At 64.1% G+C, this 14,856-nt stretch carries 14 protein-coding genes; 2 read left to right on the top strand and 12 right to left on the bottom strand.

Translation table 11 applies throughout. The features are described from left to right. Nucleotides 1-15: 15 nt before the first annotated feature. Nucleotides 16-1,374 (bottom strand): MFS transporter, encoded by a 1,359-nt coding sequence (locus tag SB756_RS04890; protein WP_410910298.1) that lies wholly within the window; start codon nt 1,372-1,374, stop codon nt 16-18. 280 nt (nt 1,375-1,654) lie between these two features. Between SB756_RS04890 and SB756_RS04885 the strand changes: the two genes are divergently transcribed. Next, the gene (locus SB756_RS04885) at nt 1,655-2,692 is read left to right on the top strand and encodes a LacI family DNA-binding transcriptional regulator (RefSeq protein ID WP_341798611.1); all 1,038 of its coding nucleotides are present in this window, start codon (nt 1,655-1,657) and stop codon (nt 2,690-2,692) included. Between the two features lie 5 nt (nt 2,693-2,697). Here the strand turns inward: SB756_RS04885 and SB756_RS04880 are convergent, their stop codons facing one another. The 10 genes from SB756_RS04880 to SB756_RS04835 all read right to left on the bottom strand — a co-directional run bounded on the left by SB756_RS04880 (nt 2,698) and on the right by SB756_RS04835 (nt 12,400). Further along, nucleotides 2,698-3,624, bottom strand: a complete 927-nt coding sequence (locus SB756_RS04880) for an alpha/beta hydrolase (protein WP_410910297.1) — start codon at nt 3,622-3,624, stop codon at nt 2,698-2,700. A gap of 103 nt (nt 3,625-3,727) precedes the next feature. Next, nucleotides 3,728-5,008, bottom strand: coding sequence for an OprD family porin (locus SB756_RS04875; RefSeq protein ID WP_410910296.1), 1,281 nt, complete (start codon nt 5,006-5,008; stop codon nt 3,728-3,730). A gap of 51 nt (nt 5,009-5,059) precedes the next feature. Beyond that, nucleotides 5,060-5,929, bottom strand: a complete 870-nt coding sequence (locus tag SB756_RS04870; protein WP_410910295.1) for an aldose 1-epimerase — start codon at nt 5,927-5,929, stop codon at nt 5,060-5,062. Between the two features lie 91 nt (nt 5,930-6,020). Beyond that, a complete protein-coding gene (locus tag SB756_RS04865) occupies nt 6,021-7,109 on the bottom strand; it encodes a mandelate racemase/muconate lactonizing enzyme family protein (RefSeq protein ID WP_341798607.1) in 1,089 nt (362 codons plus the stop codon). After that, complete coding sequence (locus SB756_RS04860) at nt 7,106-7,915, bottom strand: NAD-dependent epimerase/dehydratase family protein (protein WP_410910294.1); 810 nt, start codon at nt 7,913-7,915, stop codon at nt 7,106-7,108. Before SB756_RS04860 ends, SB756_RS04865 begins: the two co-directional genes overlap by 4 nt. A gap of 70 nt (nt 7,916-7,985) precedes the next feature. Next, nucleotides 7,986-9,275 (bottom strand): MFS transporter, encoded by a 1,290-nt coding sequence (locus SB756_RS04855; RefSeq protein WP_341798605.1) that lies wholly within the window; start codon nt 9,273-9,275, stop codon nt 7,986-7,988. 87 nt (nt 9,276-9,362) lie between these two features. Continuing rightward, complete coding sequence (locus SB756_RS04850; protein WP_410910293.1) at nt 9,363-9,656, bottom strand: Dabb family protein; 294 nt, start codon at nt 9,654-9,656, stop codon at nt 9,363-9,365. A 13-nt stretch (nt 9,657-9,669) separates the two neighbouring features. Continuing rightward, nucleotides 9,670-11,076 carry an aldehyde dehydrogenase (NADP(+)) gene (locus SB756_RS04845; protein WP_410910292.1) on the bottom strand — a complete coding sequence of 469 codons (1,407 nt, stop codon included), beginning with the start codon at nt 11,074-11,076 and terminating at the stop codon, nt 9,670-9,672. A 64-nt stretch (nt 11,077-11,140) separates the two neighbouring features. Then, a complete protein-coding gene (locus tag SB756_RS04840) occupies nt 11,141-11,587 on the bottom strand; it encodes a nuclear transport factor 2 family protein (RefSeq protein WP_341798602.1) in 447 nt (148 codons plus the stop codon). Between the two features lie 3 nt (nt 11,588-11,590). After that, nucleotides 11,591-12,400, bottom strand: coding sequence for a ribonuclease activity regulator RraA (locus tag SB756_RS04835; RefSeq protein ID WP_410910291.1), 810 nt, complete (start codon nt 12,398-12,400; stop codon nt 11,591-11,593). Nucleotides 12,401-12,572: 172 nt separating this feature from the next. On the opposite strand from SB756_RS04835, the gene SB756_RS04830 reads away from it, so the two are divergent. Next, nucleotides 12,573-14,144, top strand: a complete 1,572-nt coding sequence (locus SB756_RS04830) for an IclR family transcriptional regulator C-terminal domain-containing protein (RefSeq protein ID WP_410910290.1) — start codon at nt 12,573-12,575, stop codon at nt 14,142-14,144. 29 nt (nt 14,145-14,173) lie between these two features. Here SB756_RS04830 and SB756_RS04825 read toward each other — a convergent pair whose 3' ends face one another. Then, nucleotides 14,174-14,815: a LysE family translocator gene (locus tag SB756_RS04825; RefSeq protein WP_410910289.1), complete on the bottom strand. Its 642-nt coding sequence runs from the start codon at nt 14,813-14,815 to the stop codon at nt 14,174-14,176. Nucleotides 14,816-14,856 lie beyond the last annotated feature (41 nt).

Genomic DNA, 14,856 nt, shown 5'->3' with positions numbered 1-14,856 from the left:
TGGAAGATTTGCCGGTCAGGTCGGACAGATGCAGGCGCTGTATGCGACCGACGATGACCAGGTAGGAAACGCAGCAAGCAGGCCGTGTGCGCCGACGTAAATCAGTGCGCTGCTGAACGAGCCGCTTGAGTGCAGCAAGTAGCCAATGACCACGGGGGTTACGATGCCGGCAGTGTTACCCAGGGCGTTGAACACCCCGCCGGTCATGCCGATCATTTCCCGCGGGGCGGTGTCGGCTACCACGCTGAAGCCGAGGTTGCCGAAGCCCTTGCCGAAGAACGCCAGGCTCATCACCGCAATCACTAACCACTGGGCGTCGACGTAGTTGCACAGCATCATGGTCGAGCTCAGCAGCACGCCTGTGATGATCGGGGTCTTACGGGCGATGCTCAGGGACTTGGTGCGGCGCAACAGGTAGTCGGAGAAGAAGCCCGACGACACTGCACCGATCAGCCCGCACATGGCCGGGATCGAAGCCACCAGGCCGGCCTGAAGGATGTCGAATCCACGCTCCTTGACCAGATAGATGGGGAACCAGGTGACATAGAACCAGGTGACCGCGCTGACGCAGTACTGGCTGATGAACATGCCCAACAGCATGCGGCTCTTAAACAGCAAGCCCACTTCGGCCAGCGAACTGCGGCGCTTTTCCTTGGGCAGCGCGGCCTGGGCTTCGAGGTCGACCAGTGCTTCGCCTTTGCGCAGGTAATCCAGCTCTTCGCCGTTCATTTTTGGGTGGCTGACTGGCAGGTAATAATTTTTCCACCAGATCGCGGCAACGCCGAAACCGACGGTGCCCATGACGATGAACACGTACTCCCAGCCGAAGGCGTAGCAAAGCCAACCCATGAAGGGAGTGAAGAACGCCAGCGAGATGTATTGCGCGCTGTTGAAGATCGCCCCGGCCATACCCCGCTCCGTCGACGGGAACCAGGACGCGATTACTCGTGTAGATGCCGGTCCTACGGGGGCCTCGGCCATGCCCAAGAGAAAACGCAGGGCCAGCAACAGCGGCACGATCATCCCGACGAAATGGACCAGACCCATGCACACCGTGAACACCGACCAGACGCAAATGGCCAGCGCCATGGTTTTCTTGGAACCGAAACGGTCAGCCAGCCAACCCGACGGGATCAGGCAGATCACGTAGGCCCAACTGAAGATGGAAAACAGGTAGCCCATTTCCACCGAGCTGATGCCAAGCTCCTTGCTCATATCTGAACCGGCCACCGACAGCGCAGCGCGATCCCCGCTGCTAAGCGCGAGGACCATGGTGATCAAAGCCAGGATCAGATAGCGATAACGGGTGGCCGTGCTGGACGCGGCCACGGCGCCAGGAGCAGGCCCAGCGGCGTATGTGTCATGGTTGTGCATCGCGGTTGCCTCATTGTTTTTATTGGCGTCGTACAGAGCCTTGCACCGGCGCCTGCTTTGAATTCTGTCAGCTGGCAGCCCTTTGCCGGGCTGCCTCAGACCAATGACAGCGCTATCAAATGATAGCGCTGTCATTCATCCTAGGCCTGAGCTAGCGGGCTTTGCAAATCGCAAATGAAGGTGAATTCCCATGCTTTGGGAATACGCAGGAAGTGCAAAAAAGCGCGACCATTCCGGTAGAATTGGCAACACGCTCAAAGCTCCTGCGCAGAGGCCCTCGATGCTGGAAACGCCCGCTACCGTCGCTGATCCCAAGCCCCTTATCGCCACCCCTGCCACTCTTGATGACGTGGCGAAAATGGCCAAGGTGTCGCCGATCACTGTTTCCCGGGTGATCAACCGGCCGGAACTGGTGTCGGAAAAAACCCAGAAAAAAGTGCGCAACGCCATCCGCAAGACCGGCTACGTGCCCAACATGCTCGCGGGTGCGCTGGTCTCGCAGCGTAGCCGGCTGGTCATCGTGGTGGTGCCTAACCTGGCCAATCGCGCTTTCGTCGACACCATCACCGAACTGGGCAAGCGCCTGGCAGCGGCGCGTTACCAACTGCTGCTGAGCCAGTCGGACCTCAACGAAAGCCATGAATCCGAACTGATCGACACGATCCTCGCCCGCCGCCCAGATGGCATCGTCCTCACCCGCCACCTGCAAAGCGATGCCGCGCGGGAAAAACTGCTGATCCGGGGCATACCCGTGGTTGAGACCTGGGAACTGACCGAGCGGCCGATCGACACGGTGGTGGGGTTTTCCCATGAGGCCGTTGGCCGTGCCATGGCAGAACACATCATCGAGCGCGGCCATCGTCGGGTCGGCCTGGTGTGGAGCGATGACGACCGTGCCAACCGACGCCGCCAGGCGTGTGTGGCCTGCTTGCAACAAGCGGGTGTCGAGATTGTTGCCTGCGAGTTGCAGTCGGCTCCGGTGAACATGGGCCACGGTCGCCAGGCCATGGCCCGCCTGCTGGCCGCCAATGTGAAAATGGACGCGGTGATCTGCAGCATTGACCTGTTGGCGCAGGGCGCCATGGCCGAAGCCCAGGCCCAGGGGTTGCAAATCCCGACGAATATCGCCGTGATGGGCTTCGGCGACCTGGAGTTCGCCGCCCACACCCACCCGCGCCTGAGCACGGTGAGCATTGACGGCGAGCGCATCGGCCTGCGTACTGCCGAGCTGCTGTTGCAACGCATGGATGGCAGCCTGGGGCGCGGCCAATGCGTGGAGGATGTCGGATTCCGCCTGGTGGTGCGCGAAAGTACCTGAATGTATCAGCCTTGCGCCCAGCGCTGCAGTTGCGCGGCCATGCGCACCCAGGCCTGCTCGACCTCGGCCACGCCGAACGCCCGCAGGCTGGAATGCACCATCCCCTCGCCCACCCACAGCTCGGCAGGCACCCCATGTGCCGAAAGCGCCTGGTAATAGTCGATGCCGTGGTCACACAGTGGATCGACCCGTGCGACCACCACCAGCGCCGGCGCTAACCCGGCAAAGTCATCAGCCTCCAGTGGCATGGCACAGGGGTCGGTACGCTCGGCCTGGTTGGGAACAAAACCTTGCAGCGACTGCATCAGCCCCGCCACCGTCAACAGGGGTGCTTGCGCATGCTCCTGCATCGACGGCAGGTGCTGGCTGGCCGTGAGCACCGGGTAGGCCAGCAACTGGCCCAAGGGCTGCGCTTGGCCAGCATTGAGCAGTGCCCTGCACAGCCCCGCTGCCAAGGTGCCGCCAGCGCTGTCGCCAGCGACCATGAGCGTGGTCTGGCTAAGGTTGGCGTGGACTTTGCCGGTTCGCAGTGCCGCCCACGCCTTCAAGCAATCCTCCAGGGGTGCGGGGTAGGCATATTCGGGGGCGAGGCGGTATTCGACTGCGACGATGGCCAACCGAACCCGTTGCGCCAAGGTGTAGGCAAACCAGTCGTGGGTGTCGAGATTGCCCAGGTCCCAGCCGCCGCCGTGGATGTACAGCAGCGTTGCCCAGCCACCTTCGGGCGCCCGACCAGCGGGTTGATAGCAGCGAACGCGCAGGCCCTGCAAGTCGATGTCCTCGATGCGCCAGCCTTCAGGCGGTGGCGGGGTGCAATGGCGGCAAGCTTGGAGGAATGCTGAACGCCGGGCGCCCAGGCTGCTGTCGGCCGGGGTGAAGCGTTTGCTGTTGTCGATATAGGCCTGCATGGCAGGGTCCAAGGGCTGGAGCATTGGTGTCCTCCTGGGGATGTGTGAAGGGGGGGATGATTCTCCGCGGACCTGGTCGCTGTACGACCGCTCCCACAGGGCTGCAAAGCAGCCCCAGGCCAAAGACTCAAAACAGCGGCAAGGTGTAGGCAATGATCACGCGGTTCTCGTCGCGCCGCCCGGTCGCATCCCCGCGCAGTTCAACGTTGCGCCAGCGCAACGCCAGGTTCTTCAGCGGCCCGCTCTGGATCACGTACGTGACATCAAGATTGCGCTCCCACTCACTGCCATCCTCCCCCGCCACCTTGAAGTTGTCCCCGCGCACATAACGGGCGAACGCCGTCAGCCCCGGCACGCCCAACGCTGCAAAATCCACATCGTAACGCAGCTGCCAGGAGCGCTCCTGCGCACGGTCGAACCGCAGCACCTGCACGGCATTAGCAACCCCCGGCAGGTCGGTGTCATGGATGAACGGCAGGGCACTGTCGCCAGCGTTGTACTGGTAACCGAGGCGCAACGTCTGCGCCCGCAGGTTGGCACTGAGCATGGCCGAGGTCATGCGGCTGTCCAGAGTGCCGGCCTTCTCGCTACCAGACTCGCCAGTGTCGAGGTAGTTGAGGGTGCCAGACAGGTTCCAGTCACCTGCCTTGAAGCCTTGGGTAGCGGTGTACAGCGTCTGCTGGTAGACGTCCTGTAAACGGCCGCTCCACAACCCCAGCGAGGTCTGCGGGGTGGCGCGCCAGGTGCCGCCCAGGTAGTCGAAGCGGTCGCTGAACACGCTGTAGTAGTTGCCCACCTGGATATCACGGGCACCGGCAAACTCGCGCTGGTTGACCTTGCGCATCTGGCCCAGGCCAATGTCGATGTTGTCCAGCTCACGGATATCGAGCATGGCCCCTTCGAAAAACTGGGGCAGCAAACGGGCGTCGCCTGAGCTGACCAGCGGGATTTTGGGGAACAGCCCGCCCACTTTCAGCTCGCTCTTCGAGTACTTGAGCTTGAACGCTGCTGTGGCTTCGGAGTACTCATCGACCGAGCGGGGGTCGGCATTGCGCGGCCCGCCCGCACGGTCATAGGCACCGGGCAGCAAAGCAGTGCCGCTGCGTGAAGGCGATGAATCGAGCTTCAAGCCAAGCCCCGCGTACACATCCACGCCCACCCCGACCGTGGTGTCGGTGTAGCCGGAATCACCCTTGAGAATGAAGCCCTGAGCCCACTCCTCCAGCTTGGACTGGGCCGGCTTGGTCGAGTCGCGCAGATCGTGGTTGTAGTAGAAGTTGCGAAAGGTCAGGTTGGCCTTGCTGTCGTCCAGAAAGGCTGCCTGGGCACAGAGAGGCACCAGGCCCAGCAGCAGCGACAACGGTTTTGCAGCGCGAGCGAAGCCCGCTCCAGTCGAGGAGTGTTTCATTGTTGTTGTTCTCTTTATGGTTTGTGTCGGGTACAGCGGTCGGGCAGTAACTCAGCGTCCTTGCCAGGTGAAATCGAGGGATGCCTGCAGGCGTTGGCCGGGGGCCAGCTCATGGGTACCGGTCTGCTCCCAACTGTCCCGCGGCTGATTGAACGCATCGGCCAGGTGCGAAACCGGCTCCAGGCACAGGTAGGGGCTGCCGACAGGGGCGAAGGCAACAAAATGGCTCAGCGGCCCGCTAGCCTGCAGGCACAGGCTGCCGCTGGTGTAGTCGAGCTGCAACTGACCATCCCAGCATGACTGGTAGTGCGCCAGCCCCTGGGCGCCGTCGGCATCGATCAACAGCGCTTGGGTCATCTCCCGGAAATCGCCGGTGGCCAGATACTGGTCGTCGATTTGCCATTCGCGGCCTGCGTGGTAACGGACCGTCATGCCGGGGTGACGCTTGAAGTAAGGGTGCAGCCCCAGCCCTGCGGGCATCGGTGTCTCCCCCCGATTGACCAGCGCCAGCTCGATGCGCAGCCGCTTGCCGTCAAGCACGAAACGTTGCTCAGCCCGGAATGCCCAGGGCCAGTGTTCGCCCTGGTAGTCGCAGGCGAGGGTCAGCCATTGCCCCCCCTCCTCCACTACCTGCCACGGCACGGCATGAGCCACGCCGTGCAAGGTGTGCGGCTGCGCGGCGGGGTGCGCTGGCAAAGCGTAATCGCGGCCCCCGAAATGCAGGCGGGCATTGCGGATACGGTTGGAGTACGGCATCAGCGGATAAGCACCGGCCCGGGGCCAGTCCAGCGGGTCGAACGACCCGACAGCAATCGGCAGCAACAGGTCGAGCCCGTCCGCACGCAGGTGGGCGATACGCCCGCCCCAGGTCGGAAGCAGGCCAAGTGACCAGGTGGCATTGCTCAGCAGCAAGGGTTGCATGGAACCTCCTGTGCCCTTTTCCGGGCACGGCATGGCCCTGCCGCTGCGCCGGAGCGCAGCGGTGGGAAGCTCAACGGGTGATGAAGTAGGCTTAGCGGCGGAAGCGCTCGGCCACGGCAAGGTCAATGTCCAGGCCCAGGCCCGGCCCCTGCGGGATTTGCAGCTGATTGCCCTGACGCAACTGTTCCACCGGGTACAGCCAGCCGGCCGGTTCGACGAACAGGTATTCCACTTGCGGCACCCGTGGCTGCACCGCAGCCAGGTGCAAGGTGGCGACCAGCCCGGGGCCAAAGTACGGACAATGCGGCAGCACGACCGCGTCATGCCGCTCGGCCAGTGCAGCAATGCGCAAGCACTCTGAAATACCGCCGACCTTGGTCACGCTGGGCTGGATCGAGTCCACCGCACCGGCCAGCAGGGCTTGCTCGAACTGCACCGCCGTGCACCAGTTCTCGCCCGCCGATAAAGGCACGCCATGCCCGCGCAGGTTGGCCAGGGTAGCGAAGTCCTCGGGCGGGAAGATCGGCTCTTCCAGCCAGGCCAACTGCAGCTCGGACAACCGCGGCAGCCATTCGCGCGTATCGGCCACGCTCCAGCTGCAGTTCACATCGGTGGCCAACGGCACATCGAAGCCAATAGCCCGGCGGCAGGCGGCAACTTCCGGCACCGTCACTTCATGCAGTTTGATATCGCGAAAGCCCATCGCGAGGGCCTTTTCACAGATTACCGGGGCAACCTCGTCGTCGGCGTAACGCACCAGACTGGCATAAGCTGCCACCTGCTCGCGCCGGGCCTGGCCGAGCAGTTTGTGCAACGGCACGCCTTCGCGGCGTGCCGCCAGATCCCACAGGGCAATATCGACCCCGGAGATGGCGAACATCGTCACCCCATAGCGGCCGAACAGGTGCAGGCGCAGCTGCAGCTCGCGGTTGAACGCGGCGATATCATCCACCTGCCGCCCCGCCAGCAAAGGTGTAATCAGGCGGTCGATCAGGGCCTTGGTGGCATCAGCGACGAAATAGCCGAAAGCTTCACCCCACCCGACGTTGCCGTGCTCGTCCTCCAGGCGAATCAGCACGTTTTCCAGGGTGTGCCAGGTGGTCGGGGTGATGCCTTGGCCTTTGCCGCCATCGTGAAAGGGAATTTCGACGATCTGCGTATCGATACGGACGATTTTCATGCTTGCTCCAGCACACTGGCCAAAGGAACGCCGGCGTAGGCGCCGCCCACATGATCGCGACCGGAACCAACCGCTGCCATGGCCTCATAGGCGAGGAAATTATCTGCCAGGTTATCGGCCGCATTGTCCTGCGGCCGGTAACCCAGTTCGCGCGCGCGGCGGTTGTGGAAGAAGGCGTCTGGGCATTCCGACACACCGTAGACGATGTCGTGACGCACCTGCGGGTGCTCCAGGCCGATCAGCACCAACTGGGCCAGGTCGCGGGCGCTGGTCCACAAGCGCAGGCGGCGGGCATCGGCCACCTTGGCATCGGCATTACCAATGCGCACGATGAAGGTGGCCAGCTCGCTGCGCTGCGAGAAGGTCGCGCAAGCCGCCTCGCCAAACACTTTGCTCAGGGCGTAGTAGCTGTCCGGCGCTACCGGGCTGTCATCGAAGTGGGTCGCTGCCTCGCTGTGGTACTGGCCAAGCACATGGTGGCTGCTGGCGAACACAAAACGCTTGGCGCCGGCGCGCTGGGCAGCTTCCAGCAGGTACAGGGTGGCGTGGTAGTTGGGCTCCACGGTGCTCTGGAACTGGATATCAGTGCCGTGGGCACAGGCCAGGTGCAGCACCGCATCGACCCCTTGCGCTGCCTGGCGGACAAAGGCCGGGTCGGCCAGGTCACCGACCAGCACGGTTTCCCCGGCAGCCAGGTCGGTGACGGGGCGACGGTCCAGCAGGCGCAGGTTGAAGCGTTCGCGCAAGTAAGGGCGCAGAGCGGTTCCAACGATACCGGCGGCGCCGGTGACAAGTAGCGTAGGCATGGCGAATTCCCGAAAAACAAAGGTGGTGCAAAGGGCCTGGCGGCATTCCGCCGCCAGGCGTGCGCGCAGCTTAGGCGGTGGCGGCCACGGCGGCCTGCTTGGCCGGCTTCTGGCCGACGAACAAGGCAACGATGAGCGCTCCCAGGATACCCAGGGCCGCCGCCAGTCCGAAGCCGCTGGCGTAAGTGCCGGTGGACTGGATGATGAAGCCGGTCACGGTGGGCGCGACGATGCCGCTGAGGTTGGCAAGCCCATGCATGAAGCCACCTGCGGTTCCCACCTGATGATCCGGTACGGCATCCTGGATCAGCGACCAGTAGGCCGGTGCGGTCAGCATCAGGAAGCCGATGGCCACGGTCATCACCGCCACGGTGCTGGTCACGCTCTGCACCTGGCCGGTCAGCCCGATGCACACGGCGGCGATCAGCAGGCAGGTCACCAGCACCACCTTGCGCGAGAACAACTGCTTGCCGGTGCGCTTGAACACCCAGTCGATCAGCAGGCCACCACAGATGAACCCCACCGTCCCCACCAGCCACGGCAGCGCAGTGACGATGCTCATGGCCTTCAGGTCGATACCCTTGGCGTCAATCAGGTAGCTGGGGAACCAGGTCATGAAGAAATAGAGGATGTAGTTGTAGCAGAACAGCGACACACCGGTGACCAGCACCGAACGCTGCAGGATAATCTGCAGCACCGGCGTGCGTGGCGCGTCCGCCACCGCAGTGACCGGTACCTCGCGGCCCTCGTTGATCAGCGCCAGCTCTTCGGCTGACACCAGCGGGTGCTCCTTGGGCGTTGACGCTGCCATGCGCCACCAGACGACGGCCCACAGCACGCCGATCACGGCGATCACCACGAAGGCCACGCGCCAACCCAGCCAGAGGGCGAGAAAGCCTACGATCGGGCCGGCCAGGGCGCCACCCAGCGGGCCGCCGGCCTGGTTGATGCCGATGGCGCGGGCGCGCTCCTTGATCGGGAACCAGCTGTTTACGGTCTTGTTGGCGGTGGTGGACACCGGCCCTTCGCCCACGCCAAACAGTGCACGCACGATCAGCAACGACCAGAAATTGAACGCCAGTGCGGTGGAACCGCACAGCACCGACCAAAAGCCCATCGACCAGGTCAGCACGCGCTTGGGTCCGAAGCGGTCGGCCAGGTAGCCACCCACAAAGCAGAACAGCGCATAGCCGAAGAAGAAGCTGCTGAAGATCATGCCCTTCTCGGCCGGCGTGAGGTGGTACTCCTGGGTAATGAAGGGCATGGCGATCGACAAGGCAGCGCGATCGACATAGTTGATGATCATGGCCAGAAACAACATGGTCAGGATCGTCCAGCGATAATTCTTTTTCTTGTTCATGTACGACTCCGCCCGGCACCGGTGATGCCAGATCTTTTTTGTTATAGCGCCTGGCCCCAACCAGTGGGCCAAGTGCTGATCAGGGGTCTAGACGCTGTAATCCACCGCCACCCACTCGAAGTACTGCTTGAGGTCGGCGACCAGGGCCTGGTGCGCCGGGTGTGGCAGGTAACGCTTTACCGCATCGGCATCGTCAAAGCTGGACTCGAGGATGTAGTCCCAGCAGATCGGCCGCTCCAGCTCGTTGGCGGCGACCCTCCAGTCGCGGATGAAGTCGATTTGCTGCGCAAGGTCACGCATCTGCGCCACCAATGTCGCTTCCCGTTCAGGCTGCGCCTCGACGCCAGGCAGGCGGCGGAACAGCACGATATGTCGCATCATCGCCCTGCCCTCCTCAGCCCAGCACCCAGGCCGGCGCGTCCTGCAGGGCCACCGGGCGCAGGAATCGCTCGATGGCGGCATAGCCAACCGAGGTGGTCTGCGGGGCGGTGGACGACGGCCACGGGCCACCGTGCTGCTGGGCGTGGCACACGGCAACACCAGTCGGCACACCCGTGAACAGCACGCGTCCGGACACACGCTGGGCAGCACGCAGCAGTTGGCGGTTGTCTTCGCTTTCGGCGTCCAGGCCCCACAGCGTGGTAGTCAGGGTGCCACCCACGGCGTCGAGCACTTCGGCGACCTGGGCTACCGACTGCGCAGTGACAATCAGCGCCGCCGGGCCGAACATCTCTTCACGCAGGTGCGTATTGGCGATGAACGCAGCGGCGTCGGTGGCGAACAGGCGCGGTGCCGGGCCGGCGCCATCGGCATGCGCGGTGAACACCGGCGTGGCGTTGGCGGCCACCGTGGCGGCAGCGGCTTCGAACCCCTGCTGCATGCCCGGGGTGAGCATACGATGCGTGGCGATCGGCGCAATGGCTTCGGCCAGTTGGGCGACGAAGCGCTGGCTGTGCGGCGAATCGAGCAGCACGATCACGCCTGGGCTGGTGCAAAACTGCCCGCAACCGAGGGTGATCGACGCCGCCAGGGTCCTGGCCAGGTTTTCGCTGTCTTTTTCCAGCGCGGCAGGCAAGGCCACTAGCGGGTTGATCGAACCCAGCTCGCCAAAGAACGGCACAGGGCGAGCGCGCGCATTGGCCGCCTGCCACAGGGCTTTACCGCCCTGGTAGGAGCCGGTGAAAGCCACCGCTGCAATCATCGGGTGCTGCACCAGATAGGTGCCGGTGGCGCGGTCAGGCGCTTCGGCCAGGGTCAGCAGGCCTTCCGGCAGGCCCTGGGCGCGGACCACGCCAGCGGCCAGGGCGAATACGGCGCGGGACAGCTCGGGGTGACCCGAATGCGGCTTGACCACCACCGGGCAACCAGCAGCCAAGGCCGAGGCAGTATCACCGCCCAGCACCGAGAAGGCGAAGGGGAAGTTGCTGGCCGAGAACATCGCCACCGGGCCCAGTGCGCGCTGCACCCGGGTCAGGCGGGGGCGGCCGGCGGGCGGAGCGCCGGCAATGGCCTGGTCATCGACCTGGCGATACGGCACTCCGGCTTCCACTTCGCTGGCGAAGCCGCGTAGCTGGAAGGCGGTGCGCGCCACTTCGCCATTCAGGCGTGCTTCGCCCAGGCCGCTTTCGCGGTCGGCGATGGCGACCAGTTCGGCTTGTTGCTGTTCCAGGGCGGTGGCCAGGCCGCGCAACAAAGTGGCGCGCTGGGTGGCGCTGGAGTCGGCCCAGAAGTCGGCGGCGGCGGCGGACTTGGCGACAACGGCGTCGATGGCTGCAAAGCCGGGGTTTTGCGGGTTGGTCATTGAAAACTCCTTCAACATTGCGGTGCGGCCATTCGCGGGCGTGCCCGCGAAGAGGCCCGTGGCCTTATCGCGCCTTCGGCTCGAGGTGATACCCGCGGCCGACATAGTCGAAATCGACCAGTTCGTTGATCGCCACGTCTTTATCAGCAGGTGATGCGTAATAGGCACGGATCTCCTTGATCAACCCGCTCTGCTCATCGAACACGTACCACTCATCCCCGCGCAGCGCGGTGCCCAGCTTGCTTTTCCAGTGGGTCCACTCGATCACTGCTTCGTTGCTGTCGTGGCTGACCAGAATCTTCTCGATGGTCCACTGCGACCCCAGGTTCTCCACGCACCACACCCACTTGCTGGCGATGGTGTCGGCCGTGCGCCATGGAATTTCCGGTAGCCCTGACGGAAAGTAATGCACGGCGTCCGGGGTGAAGCAGGACACCAGCTTGTCGTAGTCGCCTTCGTTGCAGGCTTCGAAATAGCGACGAATCAATTGCGCATGCTTGTGCTCTGCCATGGCTCAGGCCTCCTGTTTGTCGATAATCGAAGGGATCGCCGGGCGCCCGGCCGCGACCCAGGCGTGATAGTCGGACACCGACGCCGGGCTCGGCGGGTACACGCCCCACAGCGCTTCACCCGAGGCGATGCGCATGGCCAGGTAGTTTTCGATGTCGTCCTGCACGCTGCACACCTCGACCAGTTCTTCAGCCACGTTCGCCGGCACCACGGTCAGGCCATCTGCGTCGCCGACGATGATGTCACCCGGGTACACAGCCACGCCCGCGCACCCAATCGGCACCTGCAAATCGGCCACGTGGTGGTAGGAAATACGCGTGGTGGCAGTGATTTCACGGGCATACGCCGGTAGGCTCATGCTGGCGATTTCACTGCCGTCACGCAGGGCACCATCCGTAACGATGGCCTTGGCACCACGGGCCAGCAGGCGGGTTACCAGGATGTTGCCAGCCGAGGCGGCTGCCGGGTCGTTGCGGCTGTCGATGACCAACACATCGCCGGGTTTGATCTGCTCCACGCCCACCCATTGCAGGTTGTCGTCGTTGGGCTTGGTGGTCATGGTCGAATACGTGTCGATGTCTTCACGGGCCGGGATGAAACGCATGGTGAAGGCACGGCCGGCGAACGGTTTGACGTCACGGGTCATGGCACGCAGGCCGACCAGCGCCGGTTGGCGGAAGCCGCGTTTGAACAACTGGGTGGTCAGCGAGCCGCTGCTGCAGGTGGCGAGCTTGGCCAGCACTTCGTCGCTGACTTCGACCTGCTTGCCGGAGACGCTCTCGTGAGCATCGGCGTAGTTGTGGATGACGGACATTGTTGTAGGTTCTCCTCGCGGTTTCATCCGATGGGCTGCAAGGGTGAATTCCCACGATGTGGGACTCATTTTCATTGCAAGCCCTGCTGAGGCTGATTCTATGGCGGAATTTCCCACGAGAAAGGGGCATTCTGTACGCTTACGCGGCCATGTTCCAAAGGGTGGGAAAACAATGAAAACGGGTGAAGGCACTGCAGCACTTGAAAAAGCCCTGGACGTGCTCCAGGCCATTGGCGCAAGCGCGAGCGGCATCAGCCAGGCCGAACTGGCCGAACAGGTGCCGCTACCACGTACCACGCTGTACCGCATCATCGCCACGCTGGTGGAGCGGGGCATGATCCGCCGCGACCCGACCCGCAAGGTCTATCGGCTGGGCTTCAACTACCTGGAAATGGTGCGCAATGCCTACCTGGAGCCCGACCTGGTGGCGGCGGCCAGCGAAGAACTGCGCGCCTTGCGCGACCTGACCGGCGAAACCTCATACCTGGCAGTGCTCGACGGTAACCAGGTGTTGTCGCTGGAGCGCTGTGAGGGCGCCCACACCCAACGCTCGGCAGCCAGCCTGGGCCAGGGCAAGCCGGTGTACTGCACGGGGCAAGGCAAGGCAATTCTCTCGGCTCTGACGCCCTCGGCACGCGACGAAATCCTCAAAGGCCTGGTGCTGGCGCCGCTGACGCCACTGACCATCACCGACCGCCGCAGGCTGCTGGCCGAATTGCAGATCACCCAGGCCCGCGGCTACGCGCTGGACGATGAAGAAATCCGCCTGGGCATTCGCTGCGTCGCCGCGCCGATCATCGACAAGCAAGGGCAGGTACGGGGAGCCCTGAGCGTCGCTGGGCCAGCGTACCGCCTGACTCTGGAGCGCCTGACCTTGCTCGGCCCGGAGCTGGCCGAGGCGGCACGCCGGGTGGGAGAACAGCTACGCCCGGACAACGCGCCACAAGCTGGGGGCGAGATCGGCGTGCTACCTGGGCCCTGGGCATTCCACGGGGCGTTCCCGCGCTGGCATGCCGGTCAGCGGCTGTTGTACTGGGCAGACACCCTGGCACCGGCCATCCATTGCTGGGATGGCCACAGCAGCCGACTGTTGACCCGCCTCGACCTGCCCGTACGCGGTATGGAACTGCACCCCGACGGTTTGCTGGTAGCCCAGGCTGGCGGTTGGTCGCTGATCGACTGGGACGGCCACGAACACCCCCGGCAGGATTTGCTCGGCAGTCGCCTGCTGGCACTGGCCACACACCCTTCCGGCGCGCTGTGGGCGTGTGGGAAAACGGCCAGTGGCTGCCTGATCGGCGAGCTGAGCGCCGAAGGCGAACTACGCCATGGCTGGGCGTTACCAGAGCAGGTCAGTGCCTTTCGCTGGGACGCCAAGGGCAGCGCGGTGTATGCCTTGGCACCGGAGTCTGGCGACATCTTGCTGCTGCAGCCTGGCAGCAGCAGCATGCGCAGGCTGGCCTCGCTGCCGCGGGGCGGTGGCCGACTGGGCGGCTTGGCGCTGGATGCCACCGGCGGCGTGTGGACCACCCAGCTGGACGGCTGGAGCCTGGCCCGCTTCGATGCAGACGGCAACCTGGAGCGCATGATCGGCCTGCCGGTGCCCTGCCCGACCGACCTGTGTTTTGGCGGGGAAGATGGCACCACGCTGTTCATTACCAGTGCCCGGCAGGCGCTAAAGCTGGAGGTGCTGGGCAGTGCACCCGATTCGGGGTGTTTGCTGCAGATGCGTACCAAGGCTTGAGAACGGGGCCGCGTTGCGGCCCATGGGCCTCAGGCGCCCTGCCGACGCATTGCCAGAATCGCCGCGCCAAAGCCGATAAAGGTGGTACCCACCACCCGGCTGACCCAGCGTGACATCGACGGCCGGGTCAGTACACCCTTGGCCCGCGCAGCCAGTGCGGCATACAAGCTCAGCGAAGCAAGCGACAAGCCCACGAAGATCCCGGTCAGGGTCAGGAATTGCGGCAGCAGGGCCGCCCCTTGGTCGATGAACTGCGGGAACAGCGCAGTGAAGAACATGGTTGCCTTGGGGTTGGTCACCGCTGTGAGGAAAGCCGATTTGTACAACTTGAGCGGTGTGGGCCGTACCTTGACAGCACCCTCGGCAGCGCCCTGCTCCAGCATCGGGCTCTTTTTCAGCAACTGCCGCGCACCGAGGTAGAACAGATAGCCTGCCCCCAGGATCTTCACGGCGTTGAACAGTACTTCGGAACTGGCCAGCAACGCGCCCAGCCCAAGCATGGCCGCAGCCGACAGGCAGAACAGGCCCGAGCCATTGCCCAGCGACGACCAGATGGCACTGCGTTGGCCGTGCGCAAGGCTGTTGTTGATGGCCATCAGGGTGGCAGGACCGGGGCTGGCGATCGCGATGGCGGCGACCAGGGTAAACGCAAACAGCGAGTGAGAATCCATTTCAGGCTCGTCAAGCAGATCAAGGTAGGCCGTGCGCAGGG

The organism is Pseudomonas sp. SIMBA_068 (assembly GCF_046534705.1).
Classification (GTDB): domain Bacteria; phylum Pseudomonadota; class Gammaproteobacteria; order Pseudomonadales; family Pseudomonadaceae; genus Aquipseudomonas; species Aquipseudomonas putida.
This window is presented reverse-complemented; position numbering and strand designations above follow the sequence as displayed.

Bases quoted from the DNA above. Each gene is read 5' to 3' on its own strand.
- SB756_RS04855 (WP_341798605.1), bottom strand. From the start codon at position 9,275: ATGAACAAGAAAAAGAATTATCGCTGGACGATCCTGACCATGTTGTTT.
- SB756_RS04850 (WP_410910293.1), bottom strand. From the start codon at position 9,656: ATGATGCGACATATCGTGCTGTTCCGCCGCCTGCCTGGCGTCGAGGCG.
- SB756_RS04890 (WP_410910298.1), bottom strand. From the start codon at position 1,374: ATGCACAACCATGACACATACGCCGCTGGGCCTGCTCCTGGCGCCGTG.
- SB756_RS04880 (WP_410910297.1), bottom strand. From the start codon at position 3,624: ATGCTCCAGCCCTTGGACCCTGCCATGCAGGCCTATATCGACAACAGC.
- SB756_RS04840 (WP_341798602.1), bottom strand. From the start codon at position 11,587: ATGGCAGAGCACAAGCATGCGCAATTGATTCGTCGCTATTTCGAAGCC.
- SB756_RS04835 (WP_410910291.1), bottom strand. From the start codon at position 12,400: ATGTCCGTCATCCACAACTACGCCGATGCTCACGAGAGCGTCTCCGGC.
- SB756_RS04865 (WP_341798607.1), bottom strand. From the start codon at position 7,109: ATGAAAATCGTCCGTATCGATACGCAGATCGTCGAAATTCCCTTTCAC.
- SB756_RS04885 (WP_341798611.1), top strand. From the start codon at position 1,655: ATGCTGGAAACGCCCGCTACCGTCGCTGATCCCAAGCCCCTTATCGCC.
- SB756_RS04830 (WP_410910290.1), top strand. From the start codon at position 12,573: ATGAAAACGGGTGAAGGCACTGCAGCACTTGAAAAAGCCCTGGACGTG.
- SB756_RS04875 (WP_410910296.1), bottom strand. From the start codon at position 5,008: ATGAAACACTCCTCGACTGGAGCGGGCTTCGCTCGCGCTGCAAAACCG.
- SB756_RS04825 (WP_410910289.1), bottom strand. From the start codon at position 14,815: ATGGATTCTCACTCGCTGTTTGCGTTTACCCTGGTCGCCGCCATCGCG.
- SB756_RS04845 (WP_410910292.1), bottom strand. From the start codon at position 11,076: ATGACCAACCCGCAAAACCCCGGCTTTGCAGCCATCGACGCCGTTGTC.
- SB756_RS04860 (WP_410910294.1), bottom strand. From the start codon at position 7,915: ATGCCTACGCTACTTGTCACCGGCGCCGCCGGTATCGTTGGAACCGCT.
- SB756_RS04870 (WP_410910295.1), bottom strand. From the start codon at position 5,929: ATGCAACCCTTGCTGCTGAGCAATGCCACCTGGTCACTTGGCCTGCTT.